Source organism: Pseudomonadota bacterium (genome assembly GCA_016711215.1).
Lineage (GTDB): Bacteria > Myxococcota_A > Polyangia.
In genome coordinates this window covers 263259-282536 of record JADJTL010000001.1, presented here as the reverse complement: position 1 = coordinate 282536, position 19278 = coordinate 263259, and the positions used below count along the sequence as shown (strand labels likewise).

The window sequence follows — 19278 nt, the reverse complement described above, 5'->3', positions numbered from 1 at the left end:
AGGTCGGTGGTGAAGCTTCAGCCGGTGCGCACCCGCGATCCCGAGCAGCTCCGGGCGATCGCCCGCGAGCTGCGGGTCTCGATCCTGCGCACGATCCACCAGGCGAAGTCCGGCCATACGGGCAGCTCGCTCTCCTGTATCGATCTGCTGACCTGCCTCTACTTCGCGGAGATGCGTCACTACCCGTTTCAGTCCGACTGGCCGGGGCGGGATCGCTTCGTCTTGAGCAAGGGCCACGCCGCGCCGGCGCTCTATGCCGTGCTGCACCGCTGGGGCTACATCACGAGCCACGACTTGGCGCGCCTGCGCCAGCTCGAGAGCATCACGCAGGGGCATCCTGACTCGCGACGCTGCCCCGGCGTCGAGGCCTCGACGGGCTCGCTCGGCCAGGGCCTCAGCGTGGGGCACGGCATGGCCCTGGCCCTCCGTGGACAGGCTCAGCGCGTCTACGTCCTGCTCGGCGACGGTGAGCTGCAGGAGGGGCAGATTTGGGAGGCGGCGATGAGCGCCGCGCATTTCCGCTCGGCCGGGCTCTGCGCGATCGTCGACGCCAACCGCCTGCAGATCGACGGGGCCGTGGCCAAGATCATGAACGTCGAGCCGATCGCCGCCAAGTTCATCGCCTTCGGCTGGAAGGCGCTGGAGATCGACGGGCACGACATCGAGCAGATCCTCGGCGCGCTCGATCAGTCGCGCGCCAACACCGAGACGCCGACGGTAATCGTCGCGCGCACGATCAAGGGCAAGGGCGTCTCGCTCTTCGAGGACAAGGTCGAGTGGCACGGCAGGGCACCCAACGCCGCCGAGCTCGCGCTCGCGCTCGGGGAGCTGGGCGAGCCGCCGGCGGTGACCGAGCCATGACACGCACGACCCGCCGCGTGCTCTCGACCCGCGAAGCCTACGGCCGCACGCTCGTCCGGCTGGGCGAGCTCAGTCGCGACGTCGTCGTCCTCGACGCGGATCTCTCGAGCTCGACGCAGACCGCGCTCTTCGCCGAGCGCTTCCCCGATCGCTTCTTCAACATGGGGGTCAGCGAGCAGGACATGATCTGCACCGCGGCGGGGCTCTCGCTGACCGGCAAGATAGTCTTCGCCTCGAGCTTCGCGATCTTCATCACGGGGCGCTGCTGGGAGCAGATCCGCAACTCCGTCGCCCTGCCCGGCTGCAACGTCAACCTCGTCGCCACGCACGGCGGGCTGACGGTGGGCAAGGACGGCGCCTCGCACCAGGCGCTCGAGGACATCGCCGTGATGCGGGCGATTCCGACGATGACCGTGATCGTCCCGGCCGACGCCGTCGAGACCCGCAAGGCGGTCGAGGCCGCCGCCTGGTACGATGGCCCGGTCTACATTCGACTGACGCGCGAGAACCTGCCGGTGATCGACTGCGACGAGCGGCCCTTCCGCATCGGCGTCGGCTGGGAGGTGCGACCCGGTCATGACGTGACGATCTTCGGCATCGGCCTGATGCTGCACGCAGCGATCGAGGCCGCCGAACTCTTGGCCGCCGAGAACATCTCGGCCCGCGTGGTCAACCTCTCCACCGTCAAGCCGATCGACGAGCACATCATCGTACGCTGCGCGGTCGAGACCGGCGCGGCCGTCACCGCCGAGGAGCATAACGTCTGCGGCGGGCTCGGCGACGCCGTCGGCGAGGTGCTGCTGCGGCGGCACCCGATTCCCCTCGAGCGGGTCGCGGTGCGCGACGCCTTCGGGCGCTCCGGAGACCCGAAGGAGCTGCTCCAGTACTTCGATCTCACACCCCAGGCTGTCGCCGCCGCGGCCAAACAGGCGATCGCCCGCGCCAAGAGGTGAATGTCGATGCTCCGGCCTGCTCGGCTGATCTGCGGCAGCTCGAACCCCGCGCTCGGCGACAAGCTCGCCGCGGTCCTCGGCCAACCGATCACCAGCGCCGCGGTGCAGCGCTTCGCCGACGGAGAGATCGGCGTGCAGATCAACGAGTCGATCCGCGCCGACGACGTCTTCCTGGTGCAGTCGACCTGCGCGCCGAGCAATGATCACCTGATGGAGCTGGCGCTGCTGATCGACGCCTGCCGACGCGCCTCCGCGGCGCGGATTAACGCCGTGCTGCCCTACTTCGGTTACAGCCGTCAGGACGGGTTGACGGGCCACCCCTCGCCGATCTCGGCCAAGGTCGTGGCCAACATGCTGACGGCCGTCGGTGTCGACCGGATCATCACCATCGATATCCACGCGGCGCAGATCCAGGGCTTCTTCGAGGTGCCGGTCGATCACCTGCACTGCACGCGCCTGCTCGTCGAGCACCTCAAGCAGCTCCCGCTCGACGAGCCCGTAGTGGTCTCGCCCGATGCGGGCGGCGTCGACCGCGCGACCCAGGTCGCGATGGGGCTCGGCGGATCGATCGCGCTGATCGACCGGGGACGGAGCGCGAGCGGCTCGGCGCGCTCGATGCAGCTGGTCGGCGATGTTCAGGGGCGCGACTGCGTCCTCGTCGACGACATCATCGACACGGGGGGCACCCTCACCGAGGCGGCGGCGCTGCTCGTCGCCCGCGGCGCGCGCAGCGTGCGCGCCGCGGTGACGCATCCGGTGCTCTCGGGCGCCGCCGTGGCGCGCCTCGAGCGCTCGCAGATCAGCGAGCTGATCACCACCGATACGATCCCGCTGAGCGCCGAGAAGCAGAGCGCCAAGATCAGCGTCGTCACGGTCGCCCCGCTGCTCGCCGCCGTGATCCGCAACGTCCACGTCGGCGCCTCGGTGCTCGCGCTGGCGCTATGACCCGCGTGGGCGGCGCGCAGTCGTGCCGGGTCCTCGAACGACGCCGTCCCGCTGGCCAGGCGATGCTCGTCGCGCTGCTCGCGCTCGGGCTCCTGGCGCTGCGCACGGGCACGGCGGGGGCGAATGACCGCGCGTGGGGCCGCGACAAGGCCCTCCACCTGACGGTCGGCCTGGCGATCGGCAGCGGCTGCTACGGCTTGCTCTGGGCCGCCGCCGCGGATCGGGCGCCGACGCGCCTCGCGCTCTGCGCCACGCTCGGGCTGCTGCCCGGCCTCGGCAAGGAGCTCTACGACGCCGGACAGCCCAACAACCGCTTCTCACTGCTTGACCTGGCCTGGACCACGGTCGGCGTGGTGGGGGCGAGCTTCGCGCTCTGGGGCATCGAGCGGGCCGTCGAGCCCAGGTCCGCGTCGCGGGCGCGGTGAACGCGCGGGACGCGCGGCAGGCGCCAAACCGCCGGCGCTAGCGTGCCCAAAGGCGGCGCTGCTCGCGCGAGGGGCCGCCCTCACTCGCCGGCAAAAACGATCTCGAGCGCGCTGCGGTCGGAGCCGGTGATCGCAGCAGCGCGCGCATGCAGCCGCGGCAGCTCGCTGGCGCAGAAGAAGCGCGCCGTCTTGACCTTGCCGTCGTAGAAGCGCACCTCGTCGTCGCTGGTCGCCAGGCGGCGCAGCGCCGCGCCATCGAGCGGGTCCACGCCAGCACCCGCGCAGAGCGTGACGAGCCGCCGCCACGCCACCTCCGCCTGCTGCAGCAGCATGAAGGCCACCAGCAGATCGCCGCAGAGCGCGAGGTAGGGCGTGGCGTGCAGCAGCGGCATCAGCCAATCCTTGCGCATCGCGGCGGTCGCCAGCGCGCGGTTGACCTCGCTCCAGGTGACCGTCGCCTGCTCGAGCACGGCGACGGCCTGCCCCAGCGCGACATGCTCGCGCTGCGCCTCGATGAAGGCCTTGACGCGCTTGTAGACCGCCAACATGTTGGCGCCACCGCGCGCCGGCAGCTTGCGCGCCACCAGATCCATGGCCTGGATGCCGTTGGTACCCTCGTAGATCGCGGCGATCTTGCAGTCGCGCAGCAGCTGCTCGGCCGGATAGTCGCGCAGATAGCCGTAGCCCCCGAAGGTGTGCAACGCCCACTCGGTCACGCTGAAGCCCATATCCGAGCCGTAGGCCTTGCAGATGGGCGTCAACAGCTCGACTAGCGCGGCATGCTCGTCACGTTCCTCTGGCGTCGGCGCGCAGCGCGCGACGTCCATGCAGTAGGCCGTGTAGAGCACCAGCGCGCGGCAACCCTCTGAGTAGGCCTTCTGCCGCATCAGCGAGAGGCGAATGTCCGGGTGGCGGACGATCGGCACCCGCGGCGCCTCGGGGTCCTTGAAGCGCTCAACGTCCGGCCCCTGCAGCCGCTCACGCGAATAGCCCAGCGCCGCCTGGTAGGCGGCGTTGGCGAGGGCCACGCCCTGCAGGCCAACGGCGAGCCGCGCGTCGTTCATCAACTGGAACATCGCCGACATGCCTTGGTGCTCGCCGCCGATCAGCGCCCCGAGACACGGCCCGGCGCCGCCGAAGTTCATCGTGCAGGTCGGCGAGCCGTGAATGCCGAGCTTGTGCTCGATGTTGGTGCAGACCACGTGGTTGAGGTCGCCCAACGATCCGTCGCCCTGCACGCGATACTTCGGCACCGCGAAGAGGCTCAGTCCCTTCGTCCCCTTCGGCGCGCCCTCGATCCGCGCCAGAACGCAGTGCACGATGTTCTCCGTCAGATCGTGCTCACCGTAGGTGATGAAGATCTTCTCGCCTTCGATGCGATAGGCGTCACCCTCGCGCGTCGCCTTGGTGGCGACCATGCCGACGTCGGAGCCGGCCTGCGGCTCGGTCAGGCACATCGTGCCGCCCCACTCGCCGCTGTACATGCGCCGCAGGTAGGTCTGCTTGAGCGCCTCGTCGCCGAAGGCCTCGATCAGGTGCGCGGCGCCGGGGGTGAGCAACATGCCGAGGTTGAGGCCAATATTGGCGCCGAAGAACATGTCGTCGACCGCGGTGCGCAGACAGCGGGGGGCGCCCTGCCCGCCCCACTCGGGGCTGTGGTTGAGCGCCAACCACTGCGCCTCGCAGTAGCGCCGGAAGGGCTCATGATAGGAGGGCGGCACGCGCACCTTGCCGTCCTCGAAGGTGCAACCCTCGCGATCACCGGCGATGCCCGCGGGCGCGAAGACCTCCCGCGCCAACTTGCACGCCTCGTCGAGGATCATCTCCAGATCGTCCTGCGTCAGCTCACTGAAGAGCTCCTGCTTGAGCAGGTTCTGGATCTCGATCTGCTCGAAGAGGGCGAACTTCAGATCGCGAAGGTCGATGGTGAACGGAGCCATGGGTCAGCCTCCTTGCTCGCTGGGGCCATACCGCGGGCGGCCGCCGGGGCGCTGCCCGAAGCGCGAAACGAAGCCATCATCTGGGGGAACGCGACCGCGTGGGGCGACTTGGGTGCGTGGCCGTATTACGCACTGCGTCATTGGGGGTTAGTCTACGCAGTACCGGCGCTTTTCGCAACTGCCCGTCGATGAAAACAAGTATGCCAGCCTGCTAAACCAGCACCCGTCCAACCCTCTCGATGGCCCAGTCCAACGCGTCCTCGCCGATGATCAGCGGCGGAGCCAGCCGGATCACGTCCCGATGGGTCTCCTTGCAGAGCAAGCCCTCCGCTAGCAGGCGCTCGCAATAGGGGCGCGCGCCACCCAGCTCGGGCCTGAGCACGACCCCGACCAACAGGCCGCGCCCGCGCACCTCCGCGACGAGGGGCGAGCGCAGCGCCGCCAGACCCGCCAGCAAGCGCTCGCCGAGCACCCGCGCCCGCTCGGCGAGCCCCTCACGCTCGAGCAGCTCGAGCGCCGCGACCCCGACTGCGGCAGCGAGCGGATTGCCGCCAAAGGTCGAGCCGTGATCACCCGGCCTAAAGACGCCCATGACCTCCTCGGTGCCCACCACCGCCGAGACGGGGTAGAGGCCGCCGCCGAGGGCCTTGCCGAGGATCAGCACATCGGGGCGCGCGCCTTCGTGCTCGAAACAGAAGGTGCGCCCGGTCCGCCCCAGACCGGTCTGAACCTCGTCCAGCAGCAGCAGGACGCGCTGCGCGCGGCAGAGCTCCGCGACCTGCGCAAGATAGCCCTCGGGGGGCACGACGATGCCGCCCTCCCCCTGAATCGGCTCGACGAGAAAGGCCACCGTGCGCGGCCCGATGGCCTGGCGCAGCGCGCTCGCGTCGCCGAAGGGAATCGCGCGAAAGCCTGGCGTGAAGGGTCCATAGCCGGCGCGGTATTGGTCGACGGACGAGAACGAGATCACGCTGATCGTGCGGCCATGGAAGTTATTGCTGCAGACGATGATCTCGGCGCTATCGGGCGGCACGCCCTTGACCGTGTAGCCCCACTTGCGCGCCGCCTTCAACGCGGTCTCCACCGCCTCGGCCCCCGTATTCATCGGCAGGACCCGCGACAGCCCGCTCAGCGCCGTCAAGCGCTCGAAGAGCTCGGGCAGGCGGTCGTTGTAGAAGGCCCTCGAGGTCAGGCTCAAGCGCCCTGCCTGCTCGCGCAGCGCCGCGACGAGCCGAGGATGTGCGTGTCCGAAGCTGAGGGCGGAATAGCCGCTGAGCAGGTCCAGGTAGCGCCGCCCCGTGACGTCCCACACCCAGACGCCCTCGCCGCGTGTTAGAACCACCGGCAGTGGCTGGTAGTTATGCGCGCCGTGAGCCTCGGTGCGCGCGATGATCCCTTGGGCACGCGTCATCTGGCTGCCTCCCTATCGCTGCTGCCGCGAGGGCTGTCTCTTGATGCGACTAACCTCCAGTTTACGCCATTCGCTCCTGACTGGCCCGGGGAGCCCCAGATGAGCGCCGAGCTCTGCCCCGTCGTGCTGCTCTCCGGGAAGGGGGGCGTCGGCAAGACCACGATCGCTGGCGCCACGGCCATTCATCTGGCGCGCCAGGGGCGCCGCGTGCTCGCCGTGTCGACGGATCCCGCGCACTCGCTCGCCGACGTCTTCGAGCAGGCGCTCGGCGCCGAGCCACGCCTGGTGGCTCCCAATCTCGAGGCCCTCGAGATCGACGCGACCGGGTTCTTCGGCGCGGCGACGGCGGCTGTCGGCGAGGCCGAGCAGCCCTCGACCGCGCGAGGCCTGGCGCGCGTGCTGGCGCTGGCCAGCCAGGGCCCCGGCGTCGACGAGCTGGCGGCGATTCAGATCTTGCTGCAGGCGCTGGAGACCAGCGCGCATGATGTGGTGGTCGTCGATACGGCGCCGACCGGCCACACGCTGCGCCTGCTGATGTTGCCCGAGCTGCTCGAGGGCTGGATGGGGGCGTTGCTCGATCTTCAGCATCACCTCGGCCGCGCCGGGCGCCTCCTGCGGCGCTGGCTTCCGCGCGGCGCGACCGAGCACGGCAGCCGCGACGAGCTGGAGCGCGGGCTTCACGGCGGACGCCGGCGCCTGACGCAGTTGCGCGAGCATCTGGCGGATGCGCAACGGGCCGCTGTCTTCCTGGTGACGATTCCCGAGGCGCTAAGCGTGCTCGAGACCCTGCGCACCCTGCAGACCTTGCAGCAGCTGCGCGTCGGTGTCGGCGGCCTGATCGTCAACCAGCTGCAGCCCTCCAGCGCCACCTGTCAGCACTGCCAGGGCCGCCATGCGCGGCAGCAGCAGCAGCTCCAGCACCTGCGCGCCGCGGTCGGCGAGCTCCCGCTGCACCTCGTGCCGAGCCTCGCCAGCGAGGTCCGCGGCCTCGAGGCGCTGGCCGCGTTCGCCGCTCGGCTCTGGGATGAGCAGTCCTTCGCGAGCTTGCAGCGCGAAGGCGCGCGTTGCTCAGTCGGCTAAGCCCGTGCCAGAATCGGCCGATGCTCGCCGCTGCCCGCCGGCCTTCGACACACGCGCGACGCGACGCGAGCGTCGGTGCGCTCGCTCTGCTGCTCGCGATCGGGCAGCTCGCCGCCTGCACGACGGAGGCTCCGTGGGGTTCCCAGGGCGCGTTGGGGCAGGGCTGCTACCCCGAGGGCACCTGTGAACGCGGCGGCGCCTGTCTCGCCGGCCGCTGCGAGGCCATCGGCTACAGCGGCCGTCCGAGCGCTGACGGCGGCGGCTCCCTGCCTCCGACCTGCCCCGGCTTGGCCCGCCCGCAAGTCGACGCGCTGGCGACCCCCACCACCCAGGCGCGCGTCGCCATCAGTGGCAAGCTCGGCGCACCGGCGGTCGCCGTCTTGATCGCCGGCGCGGGCGCGCAACGCCTCGCGCCACTGCCGCGTAGCGGCCACTTCTGCGAGGAGCTGAACCTGCCCGCCCGGCAAACGACCCGCTTCGAGATCGTCGCCCTCGATGGCCAGGGCTGCGCCAGCGCGCCGACCACCGTCGAGGTGACCCACAGCCCGACGGCGGGCAGCAACGTGCTCGCGGGAATCGTCCCCTTCGCCAACGGCGAGGTGCGCGGTGCACTCTCCCGCGTCAGCGACGGCGACGTCACGACCTTCAGCGAGTTCGCCTTCCGCGAGCGTGGGGGCCCCGGCCTGCCCAACAGCGCCTGCGACACCGCCAGCTACGTTTGGTTCCCGCTCCGCGCGGCGGCAGAGATCTCCCAGTTCATCGTGCGCTACCCGCCACGAGAGAGCGTCGGCACGCGCTACCTGCGCTGCTGGAGCTTGTTGGTCAACGCCTCGACCAGCGCGGCCATCCCCCGGCCGGCGGTCGGCAGCGCCGGCTGGCGCGCGATCGGTGGCATGAAGGACGGCAGCGCCGACGACTTCCTCTTCAGCTTCCCAGCCCAGCGCGTCGGACAGGTCGCCTTACTGCTCTTCGAAGACGGTGACGATGATGACGACGAGAGCTTTGCCATCGCCGAGATCGAGGCGCTGATCAGCGACGCGGGCCCCGCCTTCGTCGGCTGCTCAGCGCGCTGATCGCGCGCGCCGCACGCTCGCGGGAGCGCGTCACGGCGCTGGCCGATAGACCTTGCGCGCGAGCTCCAGGAGCCAACGGTTGATCATCACGGGCTGCTCGAGGGCGGCGAAGCGCGTCGCGCCCTCGACCTCGCGCTGCTCGCCGTCCGGCGCCGCCGCGGCCAGCGCCCGCCCCGCGGCCGTCGAGGTCAAGCGATCGCGCGTCCCGGTAATCACCAGCAGGGGACAGCCGAGCCGGGGCACGACATCGCTCGCGTCGTGCCGGAGCTGCTCCACCAGCAGACGCAGGAGCACGGCCCTCTCGGCGTTCTTGCGCCCGCCGAGGCCGCGGATCGCGGACTTGCGATCGACCGGCTCAGCCGCAGGGAGCAACGTCCGGAGCACCGCCAGCAGCGCGCGGGGCAGGGGTGCCGTCAGCTCGACGAAGTGCTCGACGAGATCGGGATAGCCCGCCAGCTGAGCCACGAGCTGCTCGCCGGCCCAGGCCAGCGGCAGGGGCAGCGCCGCGCGCAGCGGACGCCCGGCGGTCCCACACAGCGCCACGACTGCAGCGGGCAGCGCAGGCCGCTGGCGCGCCAGCTCGAACGCGACCGCCACCCCCAGACCCCAGCCGACGAGGACGGCGTTGCGAACGTCGACGCGGTCGAGGACGGCCCCGAGATCGCGGGCGAGGCGCGGGGGACTGAGGTCCCCGGGGAGCGGTCCTCCGCGCGCCGCGCCGGTGCCCCGATAGTCCATGCAGACCACGCGGTAGCGGCGCGACAGCGCGGCGATCTGCGGCGAGAGCACCGCCGGTGCGACACCGAGCGCCCCGGCGATCGCGAAGGCCGGCGCCTGCGTCGCTCCGTAGACCTGATACGCCAGCTCCGTACCGTCATCGACGACGAAGCGCCCCACTGCACGGGGCGACGGGGCCGCAGTGACCGTCAAGGGGCTCTCGCGCTCGCTCAAGTGGCCCTCGTCGTCCTGGTATCGCCAGCCCCGTAGGCCTCGACCTCGGCCAACCAGCCGCGCGGGCTCGCGTCCGAGGGCATCCGCCAATCGCCACGCGGTGACAGCGCCACCATCCCGACCTTGGGCCCGTCGGCGGTGCACGAGCGCTTGAACTGGCTGGCAAAGAAGCGTTGCAGGAAGACCCTCAGCCAGCGCTGCAGCTCGGGCAGCGCATAGCGCCCGGCGAAGGCGACCTCGGCCAGCAGCAGGATACGGGTCGGCCGCGCGCCGTGACGGACCAGATGATAGAGGAAGAAATCGTGCAGCTCGTAGGGGCCGATCGCCGCCTCGGTGAGCTGCGCGATCTCGCCGCTGAGGTGGGCGGGCAGGAGCTCGGGCGAGATCGGTGTGTCGAGGATGTCGAAGAGCGTGCGCCGCAGCAGCGGGCCGTCGCCGCTGCTCCACTGCGTCGCGCGTTCATTGGCGACCCAGCGGATCAGCAGCCGGATCAGCGTCTTCGGCACGCCGACGTTGACGTCATACATCGCGATGTGATCGCCGGCGTAGGTCGCCCAACCCAACGCCTTCTCCGAGAGGTCGCCCGTGCCGACGACCAGCCCGTGGTGCTGGTTGGCCAGCGTCATCAGCAGGAGGGTGCGTAGCCGGGCCTGTGCGTTTTCGAGGGCTGCGTCACCGAGCGCGGGTTGCTCGCGCAGGCGCTCGATCAGCGCCTCGGCGCTCGCGATACCCGCCAGCGCCGGATGCTCGGTCGCGCTCAGCACGAGCCGTGTCGACTCGCTGATATCGAGCTCACGCGTGGTGGCGCCGAGCGCCAGCGCCAGCGCCTTGCTGTTGGCGCTGGTCCGACTGCTCGTGCCCAACCCCGGCAGCAGCACGGCCTCGAGCTGCGCGCGCGGCACGCCGAGCTCATCCAACGCGGCCGCAGCGACAAGCGCCGCCTGGGTCGAGTCGACGCCGCCCGAGAGCCCCAGGATGAGCCGTTCACTGCCGGCGGCCAAGACGCGCGTCACCAGCCCCTGCGTCTGAATCGAAAAGATGTCGCTGCATCGTTCCGCCAGCGCAGTCGCGTCGGCGGGCAGAAAGGGATGCGGCGTGACCATCCGGCGCAGCGGCGCGGTCGGCGCTTGCGCGCGAAACGCGACCGAGCGGAAGCTGCGCGCGTGCTGCTCGGCGCAATCACCGAAGCTGCTGCTGCGCAGGCGCTCCTGTTGCAGCAGCTCGAGGTCGATATCTGTCGTCAGACATTGGCCCTCGCGGACGAAGCGCTGCGAGTTGACGAGCACGCGGCCGTCCTCACAGATGAAGGCGTCGGCGTCGAAGACAACGTCCGTCGACGATTCGCCCGGCCCGGCGCCGACATAGACATAGGCGCACTTGCCCCGATCCGACGCGGAGCGCGCGAGCAGGCGCCGCAGCTCGGCCTTGCCAACGGTGGCGTTCGACGCCGAGAGATTACAGATGACGGTCGCGCCGGCGCCGACCTGAAAGGCGCTCGGCGGCAGCGCGACCCAGAGGTCCTCACAGAGCTCGACGCCAACGACGAGGTCCGCCTGGCCCCCGGCCCGCAGCAGCAGGTCGGTGCCAAAGGGCACCTCACGGCCATCCCACTGCAGTGTGCTCGCCGGCGGCACGGCCAGCCCCGAACGAAACCAGCGACGCTCCTCGAACTCGCGCTGCGCCGGCAGGTAAGACTTGGGCACCACGGCCAGCAAGCGACCGCCCTGCAGCGCGGCCGCAACGTTGTAGAGCCCGCCGCCGACGCGCAGTGGCAGGCCGACCAGGGCCAGCGGTCGCAGCCCTTTGCCTTGCTCCGCGAGCCAGCTCAGACCCTCGCGGCAGGCGGCGAGCAGCGAAGCATCGTGCAACAGGTCGCGCGCGGAGTAGCTCGACAGGCCGAGCTCTGGAAAGACGACGAGCTGACTGCCCTCGGCATCCGCACGCCGCCAGAGCGCCAGCGTCGCCGCACAGTTGGCGCTGACGTCTGCCACCACACAACGCGGCACGGCAGCGCTCAGTCGGGCAAACCCCTGCATCGCAACCCCGTCTGCTCAGCAACCCGTCGAGCTCGCGATCCCGTCGCGATCACGCCTTCACGCAATCACCCGGCGGAACGCTGCGGGATCATCGGCTCGGCGACGCGGCGCTGTCAAACGCGTCAAACGAGCGCTGCACAGCGAGGCCCTGCTCACGGCTTCGCCCTTGGTCCGTCGCGCTGATCCTGGTAGGCTCGCCGCCCATGCTGCATTGGCAACCCCTCGACCTTCAGCGTCGTCTCCAGGGCACCGACGCGCCCCCGCTGCTGCTCGACGTGCGCGAGCCCTGGGAGCTCGAGGTCTGTCAGCTTCCCGGCGCCTGCGCGATCCCCCTCGGTGAGCTCGCCGCGCGCCTGAGCGAGCTCGACGCGCAGCGCGAGATCGTCGTCATCTGCCATCGCGGCGCCCGGAGCCTGCGGGGCGCGCTGCTGCTCGAGCGCGCGGGCTTCGCGCGGGTGATCAACCTCGAGGGGGGCATGACCGCCTGGGCTGAAGAAATCGACACGGCCATGGCCACCTACTGACCTACTGAAGGGCGAGAGCAGGCGAGCGATGCAAAAGAGGACGGTCGATGTGGCAGTGATCGGCGCGGGATCGGCCGGGCTACCGGCACGACGGGCCGCCCGTGCCGCCGGTGCGAGCTGCGTGCTGATCGACGCGGGTCCGCTGGGGACGACCTGCGCACGCGTCGGCTGCATGCCGTCGAAGCTGCTGATCGCGGCTGCCGACGCGGCCCATGCGGCGCGGACCAGCGCCGTCTTCGGCCTCCAAACCACCCTCAGCGTCGACGGCAGCGCCGTGCTCCAGCGCGTCCAACGCGAGCGTGATCGCTTCGTCGGCTTCGTCCTGCGCTCACTGGAGGCGATCCGCCGCGAGGGCGATCTCCTCGAGGGCAAGGCCCGGCTGGTCGGCCCCAATACGCTGCAGGTCGACGATCACACCGAGGTCGAGGCCCGCAGCATTGTCGTCGCCACCGGCTCCGCGCCCATGGTGCCCCCGCCCTTCCGCGCCCTCGGCGATCGCCTGCTGAGCAACGACACCATCTTCGAGCTGCCCGAGCTGCCGCGCAGCGTCCTGGTGGCCGGCGCCGGGGTAATCGGCCTCGAGCTCGGCCAGGCGCTGCAGCGCCTCGGCACCCGCGTCACCCTGGTGAGCATCGACGACGCCGTCGGTCCGCTGGCGGACCCGCGCTGCCGCGCGGCGGCTCAGCAGGCCTTCAGCGCGGAATACGAACTCTTCCTCAACTACCGCCTCGACGCCATCGAGCGCCAGGGCGAGGGCGTCGAGGTGCGCTTTCACGACAGCGCTGGCGCGCCGCACGTTCGCACCGTCGAGCGTGTGCTCGTCGCTGCCGGGCGACAGCCGCGCCTGGGCGACCTGGGCCTCGAGCATGCGGGCGTCCAGATCGAGCGCGGTCAGGTGCGCGACTGGGATCCGACCACGACGCGAATTGGCGCGACGAACATCTTCTTGGCTGGCGATGTCAGCGCCTACCGCCCACTGCTCCACGAGGCCGCCGACGAAGGGCAGATCGCTGGGCTCAACGCCGCGCGCTTTCCGGCGGTGCAGGCCGAGCCGCGCCGCACCCCGCTGGCCATCGTCTTCAGTGAGCCCCAGCTGGCGATCGTCGGCGCCTCCTTCCGCGCGCTGGATTGCGAGCAACATCGCGTCGGCGAGGTCGACTACGGCGACCAGGGCCGGGCGCGCGTGATGAACCAGAATCACGGGCTGGTTCGGCTCTATGGCGAGGTCGGCTCCGAGCGCTTGATCGGCGCCGAGATGGTGGGGCCGCGCGTCGAGCATACGGCCCATCTACTGGCCTGGGCAGTGCAGCAGGAGCTCACCGTGCCGCAGCTGCTGCGGCAGCCCTTCTATCACCCGGTGATCGAGGAAGGACTCCGCACGGCGCTGCGCCAGCTCAAGGCGGCGCTCGCGACCCCGCGTGCGCCAGGCGACGACTGCCACGCCCTCGGGCCAGGTGAGTAGCGCCGGCGCCCTCAACGCGGCCTGGCGGTGACTCCGGCCCGGGTCCGCGTCCCGCTTCGGTCGGCGGCACCACGCCGATCCAGCGCCGCTCGCGGCGCCGTGGCCGCAGGGCCAAGGGGCCAGCGCTCGAGGCGGAACCCCGCGCGCAGCTCATCCCGCGCCAGGCGCAGAATCAGCTCGGTAGCCAAGGCGTTGGTGTCGTAGCGCGTCGGGTCATCGTGCCAAGACGTCTCACCCCGGACAAAGCGCTCGAGGATCGTTCCCAGTCCCCGGCGCGCTGCGGCCGGCGTCGCGGGCGCGAGCTCGAGCGTCCCCAACGCCAGCTCGGGCTTGAAGTAGCCCGGATTGGCGCTGGTGCAGCGGTGCACGACATGGCGGTAGGGCGTGACCGTCGGCGAAAAGAGCGCGACGCTGCGGTCGAAGCCCTCGATCCCGAGCGCTGCGGGGGTCATCTCGTCGAGGATCCAGCGCTCGGGCAGGTCGACGATCAGCTGCGGATAGCGTTGCTCCTTGATGCGGTCTCGTAGCCCCTGAACGGCCCCCTCGACCCGCTCGCGATCGCGCTCGCTCAGGCTGCCGGTGGTCTGCACGTAGGGCAGGCGCACGGAGATGCGGTCGAGGCCGAGCTCTTGTGCCAGGTCGGCGAAGCGACCCAACTCATCGACGTTCTCAGGGCCGGCGACGAAGTTGGCGCGCAGCTCGGTCGCCGCCCCTCGCTCCCGCTTGCGCGCCACCAGGCGGCGCGTGTTCTCGACCACGCGATCGAAGGCGTCGACCCGCATCTCCCGCCGATAGGTCTCAGCGGTGGCCGCGTTCAAGCTCAGGCGAATGAAGTCTGCCTGCAGCAGTCGATCGTAGAACGCGGCGCCATCGCTGCGGGACATCGCGATCCCCGAGGTGTAGAGCTGCGCCCGAATGCCGCGCTCGGCGGCATAGGCGATCAGCTCGGGCAAGGGCTTGAAGGTCAGCGGCTCCGCCCCGCCGGAGAGCACCAGGATCGGGTGCGCGACGGGGCTGAGCGCGCGGAATTCATCGATCAGGGCGGTGTACTCGGCGAGGCTCATCGGGCGGTCGCCCTGAAGCTCGTCGGGATAGAAGGGCACGCGCACGGGAATCGTCTGGCGGCTGCGCGCCAGCGCGCCACGCAGCTCGGCAGAGAAGCAGAACGCACAGTCGGCAGGGCAGCGATGCCCGATATGGAGCTCTAGCTTCTTGGGGGGCGCGTAGCCCTCGGTCACCAGCTGCTCGAGCCAGTCCGTATCCTCGAGCTCCCGGCCCAGGATCTGGATGAAGTGCGGATGCGGCGAGAACTGCCGCAGCAAGGTGGTCACCAGCGGGGAGCCGCGCACCATCTCGTAGAGCCGATAGATCGTCTCGCGATCGAGCCGCTGCGCAGCCGCGAAGCGGGCGCTCCGGTGGGCGTGGGGCTCGCGGTAGAGCTTGGCCACCAGCGCGCCAAAGGCACGTCCGTAGGGCGAGCGATCCTCGGGCGCCAGCTCGGCGGCGAGCACGCGATCGGCCGCAGCGGCGTCGACGCCGTCGAGCACACGGGCGAGGCTCTCAGCCCGGGCCACGACGGCTGCCGGCGCGTCACGCTCCTCGGCAGCCGTGCGCCCACCCGTCCAACAGAGCACCGCGGCAAGGCAGAGCGCCCCTGCTGGCCCCTTCGACGGGGCCAGCAGCTCCACCACGCGGCCACCGCAGCTCATCGGCATCCTCGTCCGGGTCGCCTGTCAGGCTCCACCCCGCGGGAACCAGGCCCAACGCGCAGCGGGCTACGACCTCGGCTGGCCAACGCGCGAGCCGAGCGAAATGGACGAAGACGCAGAGCCCCAAATGGACGAGGACGCAGAGCCTATGGTGGCGAGGTGGGCACGGAAGCGCGACCAGCAGCGGGAGGTGCGGGCGAGTGGAGGTTGACTTGCGCCACAGATCGGATATCAACGCGGCGCGTTTTCGATTGTGGTTCGCGGCTGGGTAGCTCAGGTGGTTAGAGCGAGGGTCTCATAATCCCTAGGTCGGCGGTTCGAGTCCGCCCCCAGCTACTCGTTTGGGCACTTCCGGAACGCGACTCCGGGCCGCCACCCGGCCGGAGTCGTGGCGCCGCTCTGCGCACCTTCAGCGCCTGCGTCAGCAGGCCTCGCGCGTTAACCCCAGCGCTCCGCCAGCGCCTGCCTGACGTCATGGAAGTCTTCCCAGCGCAGGTAGGTGTGGCTTTTCCGGTCGAGGTAGCCGCAGAGGCGGTCGCGGGCGAAGACCGTCGAGGCGGCGAGCGCCATTTGTAGGTCCGTGACCGAGTCGCCGAGCGCCACGGTCTCTCGCGCCGGGTGGCACCGCATCACGGCGACCTTCGCCACCAACTCGTCACCCTCTTCGAAAGCGGATTGCACGCGCAGGAAGGGCCCTGCCGTCTCGGCGTCCATCGCGTAGACCGCGTGGACGCGCGCGCGCAGGTCCCCGAGCGCCGCCTCGACCATTCCGCGCAGGCCGGCGGAGACGACGATGAAGGGCACGCCACGGGCGTCGAGGAAGTCCAGCAGCTCGGGCAGGCCCGGCCGCAGGCCGACCTCGCGCACGTGCTCGAGGATCGCCCCATAGCAGGCCGAGGGAATCGATTCGACCAGGCGGCGCACGCCCTCGCGCAGCGTCAGGCGCTGCGCCACCAGCGCAGGGACCAGCTCAGCGGCGAGCTCTGGCGTGAAGCGGTCGAGCATGCGCGTGAAGGTTTCACTCGCGCTGATGGTCCCGTCGAAGTCGGAGAAGACGATGCGCTGATGCATGACGAGGGCCCTTCGCCGATCGTGGAGCGATCGGCGCGTACGCTGCCACAACCGTGGCGCGCCGCCAACATCGCTAGCAACACATCGCGCCGCCAACATCGGCCTGCCCTACGGGCACATGAGGGCAGCCGTGACCCTCCCCTTCGCCCTCAAAACAGGACCAATTGAACCCTGGTTGTAACTCAGATCACGTTTGCTGCTTGTCCCGCGCGCCTGCTCTCGGTTACTAAGGACGGAGAACCGCCTCACGCGCATCAGCGCTCACCGGGGAGACGACGGCCGTGCTACACCGCTCACCGCCGGGCAGGTTGCGCCGCACCCATTCGCCAGCCGTTGCAGGGTCGGCCGCTGCGGGCTTGGCCCTCGCGGGCCTCGGGCTCGTCTTGGCTCTGCCTGCCACTGCGTCAGCGCAGTCGCAGTCGAGCGTCGCGATCACGACCCATACCTACGGCACGAGCAGCGAATCCGCGCCGGTGCTCGACGCCTCCGATACGCGCTCCCGCGTGACCTTCTATCAATTCATCGAGCTGGCCGCCGATGACGTGGGCCTGCCTGGGCTCGAGGTCGACCTCTCCGGCGTCGCCGGCATCGACCTCGCCGAGCGACGCTTTGCCGGGATGGGCGACGACGGGCGCGCGCGTGGTAACGTGATCACCGGCTCGTTGCGCTGGCAAGACCGTCGGCGGCGCGTTTCGCTGGTCCTCGGGCGCCAGTATCTCTTCCTCGGCGCCGGGCAGGCCGAGCACCTCGACGGGCTGACGGTCGGCTACCAGCTGCCCTGGAACGTCGATGTCTCGGCCTTCGGCGGGCGTACCGAGCCCTGGCAACTCGACTACACGCCGGAGCGGGGCAGCGATCCGCATGTCAGCCGCGAGTCGACATTCTACTCCAACTGGGCCACCGGCGGGCGCCTGCGCTGGCGCCTGCTGGACCGGGCCGTAGCCGCGGTCGGTTTCATCCACGAGGCGCATGGCGACGAGGCCGTGCGCCAGAACCTCACGCTGCAGGCCGGCTACTGGAGCTCGGCCAAGCTCGAGGCGATGGCCGGCGGCGTCGTCGACACGCTCTACGGCCTGCCGCAGGAGCTCTGGCTCACGCTGACCTCGCGCGCCGTCGCCGACCTCAAGCTCAGCGCCGACTACAGCTTTCACATCCCTTCGCTGACGATTCCCAAGACCTCCATCTTCAGCGTCTTCACCGACGAGCGCTTTCACAGCGCGCTGCTCGGGGCCCGCTACGCCCTGACCCCCTCCCTCTGGGGTAGCCTCGACGGCGGGCCCCGCTTCTTCGTCGGCGACGACGAGGTGCGCGTCGGTTACGGCGCCTCGCTCGCGCTGGAGCAAGCGCTCGGCGCCGAGCGAAACGGCCGCCTGGGCCTCCGCAGCGAGTGGATCTCCGCCGTCGACCAATGGTCGCTGCAGAATCGCCTCTTTGGCAGCTACCGCTTCGCCTGCGGTCTCTACGCCAACCTCGAGGCCTACCTGCTGCTGCTCGGCAGTGACGCCGCCGCTGCCGCGGCGTCTGACTACGAGCAGCGCCTCGAGGAACATCGGATCTCGCTCGGCACGCTGGCCCTGGCCGGCTATGCCGTTACGCCAGCGCTGTCGGCGCAGCTCGCGGCCAGCGCCTTCGTCACCCCGCTAGCCGAGAGCGACGTCCGCGTGCTCGGCCGGCTGACCTACAGCGGGCTTTGGAGCTGGGCACGATGAGCCGCCACGACCGCTTCGCGCCTCCCACCGCCTGGCTCGGCCTGGCGAGCCTGATCGCCGCGCTCGCTGCCTGCTCCCCATCGCGCGGGCAGCTCGAGCAAGCCGCGCAGTCCAATCGGGTCAGCGTCGCACCGAGCGACATCATCTTCTCTCATGCGCTGCACGCAGAGCAGGACGTCGGCTGCGAGAACTGCCACCAGGGCGTTGAGGGCGCCGGCGCGCTGGCGGCGCGCGCAGCACACCGACCGACCAAGGCCGCCTGCGCCGAATGCCATGACGTCAGTGACAAGGCGGCGTGTAAGACCTGCCACCGCGATCCCGCCCATCCGGGCAAGCTGGCGCGGCGCGCGCCAACGCCACGCCTCCGCTTCTCGCATCAGCAGCACGTCGAGCGCGCGAAGGGCTGCGTCGCCTGCCACGGCGGCGTGATGGTCTCGGCATCGCTCGACCAGCTCCCCCGGCCGGCGATGCGGGCCGATTGCTTCGCCTGCCACAATCACCTGCAGGACTATCGCCAGCTCACCTGCACGAATTGCCACACGAGCCTGCGCGACTTCCCGCTGCGGGCGGTCAGCCAGTTCAATCACGAGGGCAACTTCATCGAGGAGCATGCGCGACCTGCCAGCGCGCAGCCGGAGCTCTGCGCGAGCTGCCATCGACAGCCCTTCTGCGCCGACTGTCACAGCCGTCGCGCCGCCGTCCTGCCCGACCTGAAATACGCCGAGCGTGCGGAGCGCGAGTTCATCCATCGGGGCGATTGGATCAGCCGCCACGCGATCGTCGCCCGCGGCGACATCCCGACCTGCACACGCTGCCACAGCATCAAGTCCTGCGATCGCTGCCACAGCGAGCGCGGCGTCAGCGCCACCGCCGGTGCGGCAGCCCGCAGCGGCCGGTCGCCGCACCCGCCGGATTGGTTGACGCCGGGGTCGCCAAACGGCCACGGGATCGAGGCACGACGCCACATCGTCGAGTGCGCCTCGTGCCACGATCAGGGTCCGAAATCGAACTGCATTCGTTGCCACCGAGCCACCTCCCGGGGCGGCCTGGGCATCAATCCGCATCCGCCTGGTTGGAGCGCCGGTGGTCAGCGGGACAAGCAGATGTGCCGCTTCTGCCATTGAGCCG

16 protein-coding genes and 1 tRNA gene are annotated in these 19278 nt (G+C 70.4%); 11 read left to right on the top strand and 6 right to left on the bottom strand.

Features of this window, described 5'->3' with window-relative positions; translation table 11 throughout:
• Positions 1-24 precede the first annotated feature (24 nt).
• The 4 genes from IPL40_01145 to IPL40_01130 are packed head-to-tail and all read left to right on the top strand — an operon-like array spanning position 25 to position 3184.
• On the top strand, positions 25-861 hold the full coding sequence (locus tag IPL40_01145; protein ID MBK8479774.1) for a transketolase: 837 nt from the start codon (positions 25-27) through the stop codon (positions 859-861).
• Positions 858-1814, top strand: a complete 957-nt coding sequence (locus tag IPL40_01140; GenBank protein ID MBK8479773.1) for a transketolase family protein — start codon at positions 858-860, stop codon at positions 1812-1814. The genes IPL40_01145 and IPL40_01140 overlap by 4 nt, the downstream gene beginning before the upstream one ends.
• A complete protein-coding gene (locus tag IPL40_01135) occupies positions 1815-2759 on the top strand; it encodes a ribose-phosphate pyrophosphokinase (GenBank protein MBK8479772.1) in 945 nt (314 codons plus the stop codon).
• Complete coding sequence (locus IPL40_01130) at positions 2756-3184, top strand: hypothetical protein (protein MBK8479771.1); 429 nt, start codon at positions 2756-2758, stop codon at positions 3182-3184. The genes IPL40_01135 and IPL40_01130 overlap by 4 nt, the downstream gene beginning before the upstream one ends.
• Before the next feature lie 80 nt (positions 3185-3264).
• Here the strand turns inward: IPL40_01130 and IPL40_01125 are convergent, their stop codons facing one another.
• Complete coding sequence (locus IPL40_01125) at positions 3265-5124, bottom strand: acyl-CoA dehydrogenase (GenBank protein MBK8479770.1); 1860 nt, start codon at positions 5122-5124, stop codon at positions 3265-3267.
• Positions 5125-5335: 211 nt separating this feature from the next.
• Complete coding sequence (rocD, locus tag IPL40_01120) at positions 5336-6535, bottom strand: ornithine--oxo-acid transaminase (GenBank protein MBK8479769.1); 1200 nt, start codon at positions 6533-6535, stop codon at positions 5336-5338.
• 99 nt (positions 6536-6634) lie between these two features.
• Between rocD and IPL40_01115 the strand changes: the two genes are divergently transcribed.
• Positions 6635-7615 carry an ArsA family ATPase gene (locus IPL40_01115; GenBank protein MBK8479768.1) on the top strand — a complete coding sequence of 327 codons (981 nt, stop codon included), beginning with the start codon at positions 6635-6637 and terminating at the stop codon, positions 7613-7615.
• A 20-nt stretch (positions 7616-7635) separates the two neighbouring features.
• Complete coding sequence (locus IPL40_01110; GenBank protein MBK8479767.1) at positions 7636-8688, top strand: hypothetical protein; 1053 nt, start codon at positions 7636-7638, stop codon at positions 8686-8688.
• Between the two features lie 30 nt (positions 8689-8718).
• On the opposite strand, the gene IPL40_01105 is transcribed toward IPL40_01110, so the two are convergent.
• Positions 8719-9639: an alpha/beta hydrolase gene (locus tag IPL40_01105; GenBank protein ID MBK8479766.1), complete on the bottom strand. Its 921-nt coding sequence runs from the start codon at positions 9637-9639 to the stop codon at positions 8719-8721.
• Entirely contained in the window at positions 9636-11675 is a 2040-nt protein-coding gene (locus IPL40_01100) for an NAD(+) synthase (GenBank protein MBK8479765.1), read from the bottom strand. The genes IPL40_01105 and IPL40_01100 overlap by 4 nt, the downstream gene beginning before the upstream one ends.
• A gap of 203 nt (positions 11676-11878) precedes the next feature.
• Between IPL40_01100 and IPL40_01095 the strand changes: the two genes are divergently transcribed.
• On the top strand, positions 11879-12199 hold the full coding sequence (locus tag IPL40_01095) for a sulfurtransferase (protein ID MBK8479764.1): 321 nt from the start codon (positions 11879-11881) through the stop codon (positions 12197-12199).
• 28 nt (positions 12200-12227) lie between these two features.
• Positions 12228-13661 (top strand): dihydrolipoyl dehydrogenase, encoded by a 1434-nt coding sequence (locus tag IPL40_01090; protein ID MBK8479763.1) that lies wholly within the window; start codon positions 12228-12230, stop codon positions 13659-13661.
• An 11-nt stretch (positions 13662-13672) separates the two neighbouring features.
• Here the strand turns inward: IPL40_01090 and IPL40_01085 are convergent, their stop codons facing one another.
• Positions 13673-15370, bottom strand: coding sequence for a radical SAM protein (locus tag IPL40_01085; protein ID MBK8479762.1), 1698 nt, complete (start codon positions 15368-15370; stop codon positions 13673-13675).
• Positions 15371-15632: 262 nt separating this feature from the next.
• On the opposite strand from IPL40_01085, the gene IPL40_01080 reads away from it, so the two are divergent.
• A tRNA-Met gene (locus tag IPL40_01080) sits at positions 15633-15706 on the top strand.
• Positions 15707-15808: 102 nt separating this feature from the next.
• Here the strand turns inward: IPL40_01080 and IPL40_01075 are convergent.
• Positions 15809-16441, bottom strand: a complete 633-nt coding sequence (locus tag IPL40_01075) for an HAD-IB family phosphatase (GenBank protein MBK8479761.1) — start codon at positions 16439-16441, stop codon at positions 15809-15811.
• Positions 16442-16797: 356 nt separating this feature from the next.
• Here IPL40_01075 and IPL40_01070 point away from each other — a divergent pair, with 356 nt between their 5' ends.
• Positions 16798-18150 (top strand): hypothetical protein, encoded by a 1353-nt coding sequence (locus tag IPL40_01070; protein ID MBK8479760.1) that lies wholly within the window; start codon positions 16798-16800, stop codon positions 18148-18150.
• Positions 18147-19274, top strand: a complete 1128-nt coding sequence (locus IPL40_01065; protein ID MBK8479759.1) for a cytochrome c3 family protein — start codon at positions 18147-18149, stop codon at positions 19272-19274. The genes IPL40_01070 and IPL40_01065 overlap by 4 nt, the downstream gene beginning before the upstream one ends.
• Positions 19275-19278 lie beyond the last annotated feature (4 nt).

What these genes read in the sequence shown, in the direction of transcription:
- IPL40_01095 (MBK8479764.1), top strand. Translation starts at nt 11,879, where the DNA reads ATGCTGCATTGGCAACCCCTCGACCTTCAGCGTCGTCTCCAGGGCACC.
- IPL40_01075 (MBK8479761.1), bottom strand. Translation starts at nt 16,441, where the DNA reads ATGCATCAGCGCATCGTCTTCTCCGACTTCGACGGGACCATCAGCGCG.
- rocD (MBK8479769.1), bottom strand. Translation starts at nt 6,535, where the DNA reads ATGACGCGTGCCCAAGGGATCATCGCGCGCACCGAGGCTCACGGCGCG.
- IPL40_01125 (MBK8479770.1), bottom strand. Translation starts at nt 5,124, where the DNA reads ATGGCTCCGTTCACCATCGACCTTCGCGATCTGAAGTTCGCCCTCTTC.
- IPL40_01090 (MBK8479763.1), top strand. Translation starts at nt 12,228, where the DNA reads ATGCAAAAGAGGACGGTCGATGTGGCAGTGATCGGCGCGGGATCGGCC.
- IPL40_01110 (MBK8479767.1), top strand. Translation starts at nt 7,636, where the DNA reads ATGCTCGCCGCTGCCCGCCGGCCTTCGACACACGCGCGACGCGACGCG.
- IPL40_01065 (MBK8479759.1), top strand. Translation starts at nt 18,147, where the DNA reads ATGAGCCGCCACGACCGCTTCGCGCCTCCCACCGCCTGGCTCGGCCTG.
- IPL40_01140 (MBK8479773.1), top strand. Translation starts at nt 858, where the DNA reads ATGACACGCACGACCCGCCGCGTGCTCTCGACCCGCGAAGCCTACGGC.
- IPL40_01100 (MBK8479765.1), bottom strand. Translation starts at nt 11,675, where the DNA reads ATGCAGGGGTTTGCCCGACTGAGCGCTGCCGTGCCGCGTTGTGTGGTG.
- IPL40_01130 (MBK8479771.1), top strand. Translation starts at nt 2,756, where the DNA reads ATGACCCGCGTGGGCGGCGCGCAGTCGTGCCGGGTCCTCGAACGACGC.
- IPL40_01135 (MBK8479772.1), top strand. Translation starts at nt 1,815, where the DNA reads ATGTCGATGCTCCGGCCTGCTCGGCTGATCTGCGGCAGCTCGAACCCC.
- IPL40_01115 (MBK8479768.1), top strand. Translation starts at nt 6,635, where the DNA reads ATGAGCGCCGAGCTCTGCCCCGTCGTGCTGCTCTCCGGGAAGGGGGGC.
- IPL40_01085 (MBK8479762.1), bottom strand. Translation starts at nt 15,370, where the DNA reads ATGAGCTGCGGTGGCCGCGTGGTGGAGCTGCTGGCCCCGTCGAAGGGG.